This window comes from Burkholderia sp. BCC0044 (assembly GCF_902832955.1).
GTDB lineage: Bacteria > Pseudomonadota > Gammaproteobacteria > Burkholderiales > Burkholderiaceae > Burkholderia.
Genome location: NZ_CADFDO010000001.1, coordinates 1,360,898 through 1,373,680, shown reverse-complemented (window position 1 = coordinate 1,373,680; position 12,783 = coordinate 1,360,898). Strand labels below are relative to the sequence as shown.

Sequence of the window (12,783 nt, the reverse complement as noted above, 5' to 3'; positions counted from 1 at the left end):
ACGATGCAACGACGCTTCATGCTGAAGTTTGCGGCGGCGCTGGGCGCGGCCGCGCTGTTCGCGGGCGCGCATGCGCAGGCTGAAACCATCAAGGTCGGCGTGACGGGCGGCCCGCACGCGCAGATCATGGAAGTGGTGAAGAAGGTCGCGGCGAAGGACGGCCTGGAGATCCGCATCGTCGAATTCTCCGATTACGTGCAGCCGAACGCCGCGCTCGCGTCGGGCGACCTCGACGCGAACAGCTACCAGCACGAGCCATATCTGCAGGCGCAGGTGAAGGATCGCGGCTACAAGCTGCTCAAGGTCGCGGACACCGTCACGTTCCCGATGGGCATCTATTCGAAGCGCGTGAAGTCGCTGGCCGAACTGAAGCCGGGCGCGCGCGTCGCGGTGCCGAACGATCCGACCAACGGCGGACGCGCGCTGCTGTTGCTGCAGAAGCAGGGGCTGCTGAAGCTGCGCGCGGATGCGGGGCTGAAGGCGACGCCGATCGATATCGTCGACAATCCGCGCAAGCTGAAGATCGTCGAACTCGACGCGGCGCAGATTCCGCGTTCGCTCGGCGATGTCGACGCGGCCGCGATCAATACCAACTACGCGATGGAAGCGGGGTTGAAACCGAAGCAGGACGCGATCGCGATCGAGGGCCCGAGCGGCCCGTACGCGAACATCCTCGCGATCCGCGAGGCGGACCGGAACAAGCCGTGGGTCGCCAAGCTGATCGCCGCCTATCATTCGGCCGACGTGAAGCAGTTCATCGAAGGCAAGTTCGGCGGCGCGGTCATTGCCGCGTGGTAAGGGCCGCAGCACGGACGCCCGGCGGGATTAGAGTCGATGATCGAAAACCCGGGCTTTGCGTCCGGGTTTTTTCTCTTTTAAAATAGAACGACCGTTCGCTATCATTGGCGCGTCGCCAAGAAGCGGTATCCTCGACAACCATCATGGTTGGGTCCGCCCGGCCGCGCAGTCATGAGGCCTCGCTATAAAATGGCCTCTGGTCGTATTCGTAACTTTGGAGCGTGTGCATGAAAATCCTGGTGCCAGTGAAAAGAGTGGTCGATTACAACGTGAAGGTCCGCGTGAAGTCGGACAACACGGGCGTCGACATCGCGAACGTGAAGATGTCGATGAACCCGTTCGACGAAATCGCGGTGGAGGAAGCGGTGCGCCTCAAGGAAGCGGGCGTCGCGACCGAAGTGATCGCGGTGTCGGTGGGTGTCACGCAAGCGCAGGAAACGCTGCGCACGGCGCTGGCGATCGGCGCGGATCGCGCGATCCTCGTCGAGTCGAACGACAGCGTCGAGCCGCTGGCCGTCGCGAAGATCCTGAAGGCGCTGGTCGACAAGGAGCAGCCGCAGCTGGTGATCCTCGGCAAGCAGGCGATCGACGACGATTCGAACCAGACGGGCCAGATGCTGGCTGCGCTGGCAGGTCTGCCGCAAGCGACGTTCGCGTCGAAGGTGACCGTGGCCGACGGCAAGGCAACCGTTGCACGCGAAGTCGACGGCGGCGCGGAAACGCTGTCGCTGACGCTGCCGGCCGTGGTCACGACCGACCTGCGCCTGAACGAGCCGCGCTACGTGACGCTGCCGAACATCATGAAGGCGAAGAAGAAGCCGCTGGAAACCGTGAAGCCGGAAGACCTCGGTGTGGACGTCGCGCCGCGTCTGAAGACGCTGAAGGTGGTCGAGCCGCCGAAGCGCGCGGCCGGCGTGAAGGTGCCGGACGTGAAGACGCTGGTCGAGAAGCTGAAGACCGAAGCCAAGGTGCTGTAAGAGGGAGCGCAAAGAAATGACGATTCTGGTGATTGCAGAACACGACAACGCGTCGATCAAGGCCGCGACGCTGAACACGGTGGCGGCGGCCGCGAAGATTGGCGGCGACATCCACGTGCTGGTCGCGGGCCACAACGCGCAGGCGGCTGCCGACGCGGCAGCGAAGATCGCAGGTGTGTCGAAGGTGTTGCTGGCCGACGCGCCGCAACTGGCCGAAGGCCTGGCGGAAAACGTCGAGGCGACCGCGCTGAACATCGCGAAGGACTACTCGCACATCCTCGCGCCGGCGACGGCTTACGGCAAGAACATCGCGCCGCGCATCGCCGCGAAGCTGGATGTCGCGCAAATCTCGGATATCACGGCGGTCGATTCGGCCGACACGTTCGAGCGCCCGATCTACGCGGGCAACGCGATCGCGACGGTGCAGTCGAGCGACCCGATCAAGGTCATCACGGTGCGTGCAACGGGTTTCGACCCGGTGGCGGCGGAAGGCGGCAGCGCATCGGTCGACAAGATCGACGCGGCGGCAGACGCCGGCAAGTCGCAGTTCGTGAGCCGTGAAGTGACGAAGCTGGACCGTCCGGAGCTGACGAGCGCGAGCATCATCGTGTCGGGCGGCCGCGGTCTGGGCAGCGGCGAGAACTACACGAAGGTGCTGGAGCCGCTGGCCGACAAGCTGTCGGCAGCGCTCGGCGCATCGCGCGCGGCAGTCGACGCCGGCTACGTGCCGAACGACTACCAGGTCGGCCAGACCGGCAAGATCGTCGCGCCGCAGTTGTACATCGCGGTCGGCATCTCCGGTGCGATCCAGCACCTGGCCGGCATGAAGGATTCGAAGGTGATCGTCGCGATCAACAAGGATCCGGAGGCGCCGATCTTCAGCGTGGCCGATTATGGCCTCGTCGGCGATCTGTTCTCGCTCGTGCCGGAACTGGTGAGCGAGCTCGGCTGACGCGGCATGACGCTTCAGCGGTAAGCACGAGAAGAGGGGCGCGACGAGCGCCCCTTTTTTTCGCCAGCTCGTGGGCGTGGTGCCGTGCGGTTGGCAGATGGCGTGTGTGTGGGTGGCCGCGCACGCGAATCGCGCGAGCGACACGGCGTTCTTCGGCGCGAAGATCGCGATCGCGCAATGCTAGGCGGAGCCTGTGCTGGCGCAGGCGGGCTCGCTCGAAGCGGCGACCGTCGGCGCGAAGGTCAACGGGAGCGTGTTCGCGTTGACGGATGCCCCGTTCTGATTCCGCACAACGTGATCGACGACGTTATCGACGAAATGACAAAGGCGCTCCGAGGAGCGCCTTTCATTTTTCCACCGACCGGCCCGCGCTGCCGCAGGCCATTACCGCTTACGCGTAGGCTGGACGCGTCTGGCCGGGCACGTCCTTCAGATAGCGATGCACCGACAGGTCGTCGGCCTGGATCGCGGGCATCTTGCCCGAGATCAGGTCCGCGAGCAGTTGGCCCGAGCCGCACGACATCGTCCAGCCGAGCGTGCCGTGGCCGGTGTTCAGGAACAGGTTCGACACCGGCGTGCGGCCGACGATCGGCGTGCCGTCCGGCGTCATCGGGCGCAGGCCCGTCCAGAACGTGGCCTTCGACGTGTCGCCGCCGCCCGGGAACAGGTCGTTCACGCACATCTCGAGCGTTTCGCGCCGCGCCGCGCGCAGCGTCTTGTCGAAGCCGACGATTTCCGCCATGCCGCCCACGCGGATGCGCTGGTCGAAGCGCGTGATCGCGATCTTGTAGGTCTCGTCGAGCACGGTAGACACGGGCGCGGCGGCTTCGTCGACGATCGGCGCGGTGATCGAATAGCCCTTGAGCGGATAGACGGGAATCTTCATCAGGTTCGAGATGAAGCGGGTCGAGTACGAGCCGAGCGCGACGACGTATGCGTCGGCACGCACCGTCTCGCTGCCGCACTGCACGCCGGCGATCTTGCCGCCCGCGATCGCGAGCGCATCGATCGGCGTGTTGTAGCGGAACTTGACGCCGAGCGATTCGGCGAGCGCGGCGAGGCGCGTCGTGAACAGCTGGCAATCGCCCGTTTCGTCGCCCGGCAGGCGCAGGCCGCCCGTCAGCTTGTGCGAGACGGCGGCGAGCGCCGGTTCGGCCTTTTTCAGTTCGGCCGGCGACAGCAGTTCGAACGGCACGTTCGCTTCCCGCAGCACGGCGATGTCCTTCGCCGCGCCGTCGAGCTGCTGCTGCGTGCGGAACAGTTGCAGCGTGCCGCCCGTGCGGCCTTCATATTCGATGCCGGTATCGGCGCGCAGCGCCTGCAGGCAGTCGCGGCTGTATTCGGCGAGACGGACCATCCGGCCCTTGTTGACCGCATAGCGCTCGGCCGTGCAATTGCGCAGCATCTGGACCATCCACTGGAGCTGGAAGCGCGTGCCGTCGAGGCGGATCGCGAGCGGCGCGTGCTTTTCGAACATCCACTTGACGGCCTTCAGCGGCACGCCGGGCGCGGCCCACGGCGCCGCATAGCCGGGCGAGATCTGGCCTGCGTTCGCGAAGCTCGTCTCCAGCGCCGGGCCGGCTTCCCGGTCGATCACCGTGACTTCATGGCCGGCGCGCGCAAGGTAATACGCGCTTGCCACGCCCACTACACCGCTGCCCAGAATGACGACTCGCATAGCTGCTCCAGATCGAAGGAATCAGGTCGAGGCCGGGCGCACCCGCGGCTCCGTGTAACCTCTAGCTGATCTAGTTTTTTGCGCTATGGTATTGTCGAATGTGCAGTTTTTGTTATTGTATTTTTCTGGTTTTCAGCATAAACAAATGAGAACGCAACGTCAGCCCGTACGCTCGCTCGACAAGCTCGACCGGCGCATCCTCAAACTGCTCCAGGACGACGGCCGGATGGCGATGAAGGACCTCGCCGAACAGGTCGGACTGACCGTCACGCCGTGCATCGAGCGCGTGCGGCGCATGGAGCGCGACGGCGTGATCACCGGCTATCACGCGCGGGTCGACCCGGGGCAATTGGGGGCCGCGCTGCTGGTGTTCGTCGAGATCACGCTCGGCCACAAGGGCGGCAACATGTTCGAGCAATTCCGCCGGGAAGTGATGAAGATCGACGAGGTGCTCGAATGCCATCTCGTCTCCGGCGATTTCGACTACCTGATCAAGGCGCGGATCGGCGAGATGGCCGACTACCGGAAGCTGCTCGGCGACATCCTGCTGCAGTTGCCCGGCGCCGTGCAGTCGAAGAGCTATGTCGTGATGGAGGAAATCAAGGAAACGCTGACGATCGCCGTCGGCGAGTGACGCGCCGGCGGCCCGGCGTCCGGCCCTTTATCCCGCCCTTGGCATGCTGCGCCCAATACTGTATAAATGTACAGTATTGGGCGCCGGCGAATGGGTGGGCACATGGACGATCGGTCCGACAATGAATTTCCGATAGCGCCGCCCGTGCCCCGCAAGGGGCGCGGTGCGGTCGACAACCTGCAGGGGCGGTATGAGCTCGCGCAGCGCGAAGCGGTCGACGACGGCTGGACGCACGAGTCCGACGATGCCGATTTCCCCGCGCCGCTGCGCACGCAGGTGTTCGAGGAGCGGGCGAAGAGCATTCTGACGCACAACCAGTCGCCCGATATTCCGTTCAGCGTGTCGCTCAATCCGTATCGCGGCTGCGAGCACGGGTGTATCTACTGCTTCGCGCGGCCCACGCACAGCTATCTCGGGCTGTCGCCGGGGCTCGATTTCGAAAGCCGCATCTACGCGAAGGTGAACGCGGCCGAACTGCTCGAGCGCGAGATTTCGCGCAAGCGCTACGTGCCGGAGCCGATCGCGCTCGGTGTCAACACCGACGCATACCAGCCGGTCGAGCGCGACATGCGCATCACGCGCAGCGTGATCCAGGTGATGCACGATCGCGGGCTGCCGTTCGCGGCGATCACGAAATCGTCGCTGATCGAGCGCGATCTCGACCTGCTCGCGCCGATGGCCGAACGCGGGCAGGTGATGGCGGCGGTCACGATCACGACGCTCGATGCCGAGCTCGCGCGCACGCTCGAGCCGCGCGCGGCCACGCCGGCGCGGCGGCTGCGCACGATCCGCGCGCTGCGCGAGGCAGGCGTGCCGGTCGGCGTGAGCATTGCACCGGTGATTCCGTTCGTGACCGAGCCCGACATGGAGCGTGTGCTCGAAGCGTGCGCGGAAGCCGGTGCGACGCATGCGAGCTACATCATCCTGAGGTTGCCGTGGGAGGTCGCGCCGCTGTTCAAGCAGTGGCTTGCCGCGCATTTTCCCGATCGTGCGGAGCGCGTGATGAACCGCGTGCGCGACATGCGCGGCGGCAAGGATTACGACTCGGATTTCTCGAAACGGATGAAGGGCGAGGGAATCTGGGCCGACCTGTTGCGGCAGCGCTTCCGTCAGGCCGTCAAGCGGCTCGGGTTGAACGAACGCACGAACGGCATTCTCGATCTGTCGCGGTTCCGCGGTGCGCCTGTCGCCGGGGTGTCGGCGCCGCCTGTCGCGGTTCGTGCAGCCGGCGCGAAGTCGCGCGACGACATGCAGTTGAGCCTGTTCTGACCGGCGAGCCACGCAGTCGCCGGCGGGCCGTATCGACCGTATTGACCGTATCGGTCGTGCTTACTGCGAAATCTGCTTGGCTGCTTCGACCTGCGATTCGAAGTACGTCTGGAACGACAGCGCGAGGGCGGTCATCAACAGGAACGCGCCGATCAGCAGCGAGAAGATCACGACGAAGATCACGGTCCAGCCCGACCGGCTGTGCTTGCCGGTGTCCGCGTTGAATTGCGCATCCCATTTTTCGTCGGGGCGCAGCCCGTAGACGAGCGCGGCGAGGAACGCCGCCAGCAGCGAGATTGCGCCGGGTACCGCGAGCCACCAGCCGAGGCCGGCGCTGCGCTGGGTGGCCGCGAGCAGGAGGAAGCCCGGGATGCCGACGATCGTCGCGAGCAGGTGGGCCCAGCCGTACACGTCGCGAAAGCCGTACAGGTAGAAGCGGTGCGCGCCGATCGATCCGAGCAGGAACGCGAGGGCGGCGGTGAGCGTCTTGGAGCGGAAGCGGCGGGGCGAGGCGGTGCTGCTGGACATGGATGGCGGCGTAGTGTCGTTGGCATGGGCGGCCGGCAGGCCGGCGCGGGCGCGCGGCCCGGCCCGCATTCTACGATGCCCGGTCGGGGCCGGTCACCCCTCGCGTGCGTCACGGTGCCGCATAAGTGACGCGGTAGATCGCGCCTGCGTAATCGTCGCTGACGAGCAGCGAGCCGTCCGGCAGCGGCAGTACATCGGCCGGGCGTCCCCATACCGTGCCGTCGGGCCGCAGCCAGCCCGTGATGAACGGTGTCTGGCGTGCGCCGCTGCCGTCTGCCGACACGACCACGCGCATCACGCGGTAGCCGACCTTCGTGCTGCGGTTCCACGAACCGTGTTCGGCAATGAAGATATTGTTGCGATACGACGCCGGAAACATCGGCCCGGTGTAGAAGCGCATCCCGAGCGCCGCGACGTGCGCGCCGAGCTTCAGCACGGGCGGCGCATAACGGCGGCACGCCTCGGCACTGCCGAATTCGGGGTCGGGCGTATCGCCGCCGTGGCAGTATGGAAAGCCGAAGTCGAGGCCGGCGCGCGGCGCGCGGTTCAGCTTGTCGTCCGGTACGTCGTCGCCCATCAGGTCGCGCCCGTTGTCGGTGAACCACAGCTCGCCCGACGCCGGGTGCCATGCAAAACCGACCGTATTGCGTATGCCGCGAGCGACCACTTCGCGCCCGCTGCCGTCGGCGTTCATCCGCGCGATGATCGCGTAGCGGTTGCGATCGACGAGACAGACGTTGCACGGCGCGCCGGTTGGCACGTACAGCTTGCCGTCGGGGCCGAACGCGATGAATTTCCAGCCGTGATGGTGGTCGGTCGGCAGCGCGTCGGTCACGACGACGGGCGCGGGCGGTTTCTCGAGCCGGTCGTCGATATGGTCGAGGCGCAGGATGCGCGACACGGCAGATATATAAAGGGCGCCGTCGCGGTAGGCGACGCCGACGGGCAGGTCGAGCCCCGATGCGATGACGTGGCGCGCGCTGATCCGGCCCTCGTGCATCACCAGCGCATGAACGCGGCCTTCCCGCGTGCCGACATACAGGATGCCGCGCGGCGACCACGCCATTTCGCGTGCGGCCGGTACGGCGTCGGTCAGCACGTCCACGTGGAAGCCGGGCGGCACGACGAGTTCGTTCACCGGCAGCGGCGCGGCAAACGCCAGTGCGGACGCGAGGCAGGCAAGGCCGGCAAGCAGCGCCGCGAATGGGCGCTGCACGCGGCGCCTCGAGGCGGCGCGAAGGGGCGGCATGACGGTCGGGAGCATCCTGGACACGACGATTGTATGCCCGGCGGACGGGCCGTCCGCGGATTTTTACGCGTAAGTGTTTGTTGTACCTCTGGTTTCCGGCTATAATCGCGTGTTTCAGTAGTTTCGAACCCGGTTTTCCCGAAGGACATCATATGGTTATCATCCGTCTGGCTCGTGGCGGCTCGAAGAAGCGCCCGTTCTACAACATCGTTGCTACCGATTCGCGCAACCGTCGTGACGGCCGCTTCATCGAGCGCGTCGGCTTCTACAACCCGGTCGCCACGAAGGGCGAATCGCTGCGTATCGCTCAGGATCGCCTGACGTACTGGCAAGGCGTTGGCGCGCAACTGTCGCCGACCGTCCAGCGTCTCGTGAAGGAAGCGCAAAAGGCGCAACCGGCTGCCTAATGGCACGGTGTGCCGGTCGTGCCGGCTGTGAGGTGCATTGATGGCGGGTCACGATTCTGGTAATGCAAGGCGCGGGCGTGCGTCATTCGGCGCATTCGTCCGCAAGCCGGTCGAGCGCGACGCAGTCGCGAACGCCGGTGAGGCTGCCGAACCAGGCAGTCCCGAAGCGACGCAAGCCTGGCCCGACGATGCCGTCGAGGTCGGGGCGGTGGTCGACGCCTACGGCCTGAAGGGCTGGGTCAAGGTGGCGACGCATGCCGATGCCGGTCGCGGTGGCGACGCGCTGCTCAACGCGCGTCGCTGGTGGCTGGAACGCGGTGCGGAGCGGCTTTCCGTCCGCATCATGCAGTCGAAGACGCACAGCGACACTGTCGTTGCGCACCCCGCGGGCGTCAGCGACCGCGATGCCGCGCTGTCGATGCGCGGCTTTCGCGTGTTCGTGCGCCGGGAAGATTTCCCGGCACTGGCCGCGGACGAATTCTATTGGGTCGACCTGATCGGTCTCGAGGTCGTCAACGAGCAATCGGTGGCGCTCGGGAAGGTGAGCGGGATGATCGACAACGGCGTGCATTCGATCATGCGTGTCGAGTATCCGGCAACCGGCAAAGACGGTCAGCCGACCACCGACGAGCGGTTGATTCCGTTCGTCGGCGTCTACGTCAAAACGGTGGATCAGGCGGCGCGTCGCATCGTCGTCGACTGGGAAGCCGATTACTGAAATGAACCAGGTTACCGAGAGCGCGGTGCAGTTCGACGTCGTCACGCTCTTTCCCGAGATGTTCCGTGCACTGACCGACTGGGGAATCACCAGCCGGGCCGTCAAGCAGGGGCGCTTCGGGCTGCGCACCTGGAACCCGCGTGATTTCACGACGGACAACTACCGCACGGTCGACGATCGCCCGTACGGCGGCGGTCCGGGCATGGTGATGCTGGCCAGGCCGCTCGAAGCCGCGATCGACGCCGCGAAAGCGGCGCAGGCGGAGCAGGGCATCGCGAGCACGCGCGTCGTGATGATGTCCCCGCAAGGCGCGCCGCTCACGCATGATCGGGCGGTGCGGATGGCGCAGGAACCCGGCGTCGTCGTGCTGTGCGGTCGCTACGAAGCGATCGACCAGCGCCTGCTCGACCGTTGCGTCGACGAGGAAATCAGCCTCGGCGATTTCGTGCTGTCGGGCGGCGAGCTGCCGGCGATGGCGATGATGGATGCAGTCGTGCGGTTGCTGCCCGGCGTGCTGAACGATTCGTTGTCGGCCGTGCAGGACAGCTTCGCCGATGGCCTGCTCGATTGTCCGCACTACACGCGCCCCGAGGAATACGACGGCGTGCGCGTGCCGGACGTGCTGCTCGGCGGGCATCATGCCGAGATCGAGAAGTGGCGGCGCCAGGAAGCATTGAGGAATACGTTGCGGAAGCGGCCGGACCTGATCGTCCGGGCGCGCCGCGAGAAGTTGTTGAGCCGCGCCGACGAGGCGTGGCTCGCGAACCTCGCACGCGAAGCGAAGGACGCCTCCTGAGGCGGCTGCGCGAGCGGGAATTGGCGGTGCCGTACATGCGTGTGCGGCGCCTGATGTGAATCCATCCTCTATCGGGGCCAGGCCTGGAAGCAGGCGGGTGTCAACGCCGACACGATGGCATAAGGAGTCAGTAATGAATCTGATCGCAAAACTTGAGCAGGAAGAAATCGAGCGCGCGCTCGCCGGCAAGACCATCCCCGATTTCGCCCCGGGCGACACGGTGATCGTGAACGTGAACGTGGTTGAAGGTAACCGCAAGCGCGTTCAGGCTTACGAAGGCGTCGTGATCGCGATTCGCAATCGTGGTCTGAACTCGAACTTCATCGTCCGCAAGATCTCGTCGGGCGAAGGCGTCGAGCGTACGTTCCAGACGTACTCGCCGCTGCTGGCAAGCATCGTCGTGAAGCGTCGCGGTGATGTGCGTCGTGCGAAGCTGTACTACCTGCGCGAGCGTTCGGGCAAGTCGGCTCGTATCAAGGAAAAGCTGGTGTCGAAGGATCGCGCCGCAGCAGCTTCCCAAGAGTAAGAGCTGTAAGGAAAAAGCACCCAACCGGGTGCTTTTTTCATTCTGGCGCGACAATATGCTCGATACGACACGAACCCGAGAGCCCCATTGAATCGCCGCCCCATCATCGATCCCGAAGTCCTGCCGGTCGAAGGCACCGGTGCCGGCCTGCCTGTCATCGATCCCCGGCTGCTGACGCCGTCCGGCCTGCGCGAACGGTTCGCGCGCACGCTCGAATGGAGCGTCGAGCCCGGCGAGGCGAGGCTGCAGGACGGCGTCGATCCGCGTAGCGCGGCCGTCCTCGTGCCACTCGTCGTCCGCGAGTCGGGCCTCACCGTCCTGCTGACGCAGCGCGCCGATCACCTGAACGACCACGCCGGGCAAATCAGCTTTCCCGGCGGCCGTCGCGAGCCGTTCGACCCCGACGCGACCGCCACCGCGTTGCGCGAGGCGAAGGAGGAGATCGGGCTGGCCGCCGAGCGCGTCGAGATTCTCGGTGCGCTGCCCGACTACCTGACCGGCACGGGATTCTGCGTGACGCCGGTGGTCGGCCTCGTGCATCCGCCGTTCACCGTGCAGGCCGACACGTTCGAAGTCGCCGAGATTTTCGAAGTGCCGCTCGCGTTCGTGATGAATCCGGCAAACCATCAGATACGCGTGTTCCGGTGGGAAGGCGGCGAGCGTCGTTTTTTTGCCATGCCCTATCCGAACGGCGAACCGGACGGGCATTACTTCATCTGGGGCGCAACTGCCGCCATGTTTCGCAATCTGTATCGCTTCTTGGCGGCCGGCTAGGCGGGCGCGCCGGCCGGCGCGCGCGACCGGCTGCCCGGCGACCGCGCCGGCAGCCATGCGCGGCTGACGCTGTGCTATCGTTATGCAAAAAATGACATAACTCCGAAGACGGCGCCACGCATGACTTTCTTTTCGGTTCTCCTCGCTCTCATCATCGAACAGGTCCGCGCGTTGTCGCCGAGCAATCCGGTGTTCGCACTGTTCCAGTTTCATGCGGAAACCGTCGCGCATGGCCTCGACGCCGGCAAGCAGAAGCACGGGCTCCTCGCATGGCTCGCGGTCGTGCTGCCGTGGGTGCTGATCGTCGCGCTGATCTATTTCCTGCTGTACAAGGTGAGCTTCGTGCTCGCGTTCCTGTGGAACGTCGCCGTCGTGTATTTCACGCTCGGCTTCCGTCAGTTCAGCCACTACTTCACCGATATCCATCTCGCGCTCAACAACGACGACGTGCCGCGCGCGCGCGAAATCCTGCACGAGTGGACGGGCCTCGACACGGTCGACATGCCGGTCGGCGAAATCGTCCGTCACACGCTGATCCACGCGGTCGTCGCATCGCATCGCCACGTGTTCGGCGTGTTCTTCTGGTACGTGCTGCCGATCGGCCCGGCCGGCGCCGTGCTGTACCGGATTTCCGAATACCTCGCGCGCAGCTGGTCGACGCCGGGCGACGACCGCACGGCCGCGTTCTCGACGTTCGCGCAGCGCGCGTTCTTCGTGATCGACTGGATTCCGTCCCGGCTGACGGCGCTCGGCTTCGCGATCGTCGGCAATTTCGAGGATGCGATCTACGCGTGGCGCAACCATACGCGCCAGTGGCCCGACCCGAACGACGGCGTGCTGCTGGCCGCCGGCAGCGGGGCGCTCGGCGCGCGTCTCGCGGGACCGCTCGCGGAACCGTCGAGCCTCGATGCGCTGGCGGTCGGCGACAGCGGTCCGTTGACGGTCGGTGACGATTGCACGCCGCGCACGCTGCAGTCGGCGGTCGGCCTCGTATGGCGCGCGGTGATCCTGTGGATGATCCTGCTGTTGATGCTGACGCTGGCCGTCTGGGTATCGTGAGTGACGCGCTAGCCCAGCGCCCGATGAAATGAAAAGGCCGGCTCGATGCCGGCCTTTTCGCTGTGCGTCGAGGCAGTGCGTTCAGTCATCGAGCGGATCGCGCACGGCGCCGCATTGCCAGCACGCAGTGAATTGCGCTTCGAGCGCCTCGCCGCACTGCCGGCAGCGCCAGGGCGCTGCGTCGGCCGACGGGCCGTGCGACGCGGCATCGAGCAGCCGGCGGGCGAGCGCGTCGTCGCGTTCGTCGTCGAGCCACAGTTCGGGCGTGCACGCATCGGCGGGCAGACCGCCGAGCGCGCCGGTCGCATAGCAGTTGTGCAGCTCGCAACCGATGCCGGCCACCTGGAGCACGTTGGCCCAATGCTGCGCGGTCGCGAGGTCGGGTGCCTTGAAACGCATCGCGGCTCCTGTCGATGAA

15 protein-coding genes are annotated in these 12,783 nt (G+C 65.9%); 11 read left to right on the top strand and 4 right to left on the bottom strand.

The window, feature by feature from the left end; all coding sequences use genetic code 11:
* Positions 1-3 precede the first annotated feature (3 nt).
* From HWX14_RS06120 to HWX14_RS06110, 3 genes are all read left to right on the top strand, one after another.
* Positions 4-798, top strand: a complete 795-nt coding sequence (locus HWX14_RS06120) for a MetQ/NlpA family ABC transporter substrate-binding protein (RefSeq protein WP_175881949.1) — start codon at positions 4-6, stop codon at positions 796-798.
* Between the two features lie 227 nt (positions 799-1,025).
* Positions 1,026-1,775 carry an electron transfer flavoprotein subunit beta/FixA family protein gene (locus tag HWX14_RS06115; protein ID WP_006496532.1) on the top strand — a complete coding sequence of 250 codons (750 nt, stop codon included), beginning with the start codon at positions 1,026-1,028 and terminating at the stop codon, positions 1,773-1,775.
* Between the two features lie 16 nt (positions 1,776-1,791).
* Positions 1,792-2,727, top strand: coding sequence for an electron transfer flavoprotein subunit alpha/FixB family protein (locus HWX14_RS06110; RefSeq protein WP_175881948.1), 936 nt, complete (start codon positions 1,792-1,794; stop codon positions 2,725-2,727).
* Positions 2,728-3,118: 391 nt separating this feature from the next.
* Here HWX14_RS06110 and HWX14_RS06105 read toward each other — a convergent pair whose 3' ends face one another.
* Complete coding sequence (locus tag HWX14_RS06105) at positions 3,119-4,405, bottom strand: D-amino acid dehydrogenase (RefSeq protein ID WP_175881947.1); 1,287 nt, start codon at positions 4,403-4,405, stop codon at positions 3,119-3,121.
* Between the two features lie 145 nt (positions 4,406-4,550).
* Between HWX14_RS06105 and HWX14_RS06100 the strand changes: the two genes are divergently transcribed.
* Both HWX14_RS06100 and HWX14_RS06095 read left to right on the top strand, forming a co-directional pair.
* Positions 4,551-5,039 (top strand): Lrp/AsnC ligand binding domain-containing protein, encoded by a 489-nt coding sequence (locus tag HWX14_RS06100; RefSeq protein ID WP_012492860.1) that lies wholly within the window; start codon positions 4,551-4,553, stop codon positions 5,037-5,039.
* A gap of 90 nt (positions 5,040-5,129) precedes the next feature.
* The gene (locus HWX14_RS06095) at positions 5,130-6,308 is read left to right on the top strand and encodes a PA0069 family radical SAM protein (RefSeq protein ID WP_175881946.1); all 1,179 of its coding nucleotides are present in this window, start codon (positions 5,130-5,132) and stop codon (positions 6,306-6,308) included.
* Between the two features lie 60 nt (positions 6,309-6,368).
* On the opposite strand, the gene HWX14_RS06090 is transcribed toward HWX14_RS06095, so the two are convergent.
* Positions 6,369-6,836, bottom strand: a complete 468-nt coding sequence (locus tag HWX14_RS06090) for a TM2 domain-containing protein (RefSeq protein WP_175881945.1) — start codon at positions 6,834-6,836, stop codon at positions 6,369-6,371.
* Positions 6,837-6,945: 109 nt separating this feature from the next.
* A complete protein-coding gene (locus HWX14_RS06085) occupies positions 6,946-8,085 on the bottom strand; it encodes a PQQ-dependent sugar dehydrogenase (RefSeq protein ID WP_175881944.1) in 1,140 nt (379 codons plus the stop codon).
* A 152-nt stretch (positions 8,086-8,237) separates the two neighbouring features.
* On the opposite strand from HWX14_RS06085, the gene rpsP reads away from it, so the two are divergent.
* From rpsP to HWX14_RS06055, 6 genes are all read left to right on the top strand, one after another.
* Positions 8,238-8,492: a 30S ribosomal protein S16 gene (gene rpsP, locus HWX14_RS06080; protein WP_006476550.1), complete on the top strand. Its 255-nt coding sequence runs from the start codon at positions 8,238-8,240 to the stop codon at positions 8,490-8,492.
* Positions 8,493-8,532: 40 nt separating this feature from the next.
* Positions 8,533-9,210, top strand: coding sequence for a ribosome maturation factor RimM (gene rimM / locus HWX14_RS06075; RefSeq protein ID WP_175881943.1), 678 nt, complete (start codon positions 8,533-8,535; stop codon positions 9,208-9,210).
* 1 nt (position 9,211) lies between these two features.
* Complete coding sequence (gene trmD, locus HWX14_RS06070) at positions 9,212-10,006, top strand: tRNA (guanosine(37)-N1)-methyltransferase TrmD (protein WP_006476548.1); 795 nt, start codon at positions 9,212-9,214, stop codon at positions 10,004-10,006.
* Between the two features lie 133 nt (positions 10,007-10,139).
* Positions 10,140-10,532, top strand: a complete 393-nt coding sequence (gene rplS / locus HWX14_RS06065; protein WP_006486838.1) for a 50S ribosomal protein L19 — start codon at positions 10,140-10,142, stop codon at positions 10,530-10,532.
* An 87-nt stretch (positions 10,533-10,619) separates the two neighbouring features.
* Complete coding sequence (locus tag HWX14_RS06060; RefSeq protein ID WP_175881942.1) at positions 10,620-11,306, top strand: CoA pyrophosphatase; 687 nt, start codon at positions 10,620-10,622, stop codon at positions 11,304-11,306.
* 120 nt (positions 11,307-11,426) lie between these two features.
* A complete protein-coding gene (locus HWX14_RS06055; RefSeq protein ID WP_175881941.1) occupies positions 11,427-12,365 on the top strand; it encodes a CobD/CbiB family protein in 939 nt (312 codons plus the stop codon).
* Positions 12,366-12,446: 81 nt separating this feature from the next.
* On the opposite strand, the gene HWX14_RS06050 is transcribed toward HWX14_RS06055, so the two are convergent.
* On the bottom strand, positions 12,447-12,764 hold the full coding sequence (locus tag HWX14_RS06050; protein WP_175881940.1) for a DUF2007 domain-containing protein: 318 nt from the start codon (positions 12,762-12,764) through the stop codon (positions 12,447-12,449).
* Between the last annotated feature and the right edge of the window lie 19 nt (positions 12,765-12,783).

Excerpts from the sequence above, each read along its gene's own strand:
- HWX14_RS06120 (WP_175881949.1), top strand. The coding sequence starts at position 4 with ATGCAACGACGCTTCATGCTGAAGTTTGCGGCGGCGCTGGGCGCGGCC.
- HWX14_RS06115 (WP_006496532.1), top strand. The coding sequence starts at position 1,026 with ATGAAAATCCTGGTGCCAGTGAAAAGAGTGGTCGATTACAACGTGAAG.
- HWX14_RS06110 (WP_175881948.1), top strand. The coding sequence starts at position 1,792 with ATGACGATTCTGGTGATTGCAGAACACGACAACGCGTCGATCAAGGCC.
- HWX14_RS06105 (WP_175881947.1), bottom strand. The coding sequence starts at position 4,405 with ATGCGAGTCGTCATTCTGGGCAGCGGTGTAGTGGGCGTGGCAAGCGCG.
- HWX14_RS06100 (WP_012492860.1), top strand. The coding sequence starts at position 4,551 with ATGAGAACGCAACGTCAGCCCGTACGCTCGCTCGACAAGCTCGACCGG.
- HWX14_RS06095 (WP_175881946.1), top strand. The coding sequence starts at position 5,130 with ATGGGTGGGCACATGGACGATCGGTCCGACAATGAATTTCCGATAGCG.
- HWX14_RS06090 (WP_175881945.1), bottom strand. The coding sequence starts at position 6,836 with ATGTCCAGCAGCACCGCCTCGCCCCGCCGCTTCCGCTCCAAGACGCTC.
- HWX14_RS06085 (WP_175881944.1), bottom strand. The coding sequence starts at position 8,085 with ATGCCGCCCCTTCGCGCCGCCTCGAGGCGCCGCGTGCAGCGCCCATTC.
- rpsP (WP_006476550.1), top strand. The coding sequence starts at position 8,238 with ATGGTTATCATCCGTCTGGCTCGTGGCGGCTCGAAGAAGCGCCCGTTC.
- rimM (WP_175881943.1), top strand. The coding sequence starts at position 8,533 with ATGGCGGGTCACGATTCTGGTAATGCAAGGCGCGGGCGTGCGTCATTC.
- trmD (WP_006476548.1), top strand. The coding sequence starts at position 9,212 with ATGAACCAGGTTACCGAGAGCGCGGTGCAGTTCGACGTCGTCACGCTC.
- rplS (WP_006486838.1), top strand. The coding sequence starts at position 10,140 with ATGAATCTGATCGCAAAACTTGAGCAGGAAGAAATCGAGCGCGCGCTC.
- HWX14_RS06055 (WP_175881941.1), top strand. The coding sequence starts at position 11,427 with ATGACTTTCTTTTCGGTTCTCCTCGCTCTCATCATCGAACAGGTCCGC.
- HWX14_RS06050 (WP_175881940.1), bottom strand. The coding sequence starts at position 12,764 with ATGCGTTTCAAGGCACCCGACCTCGCGACCGCGCAGCATTGGGCCAAC.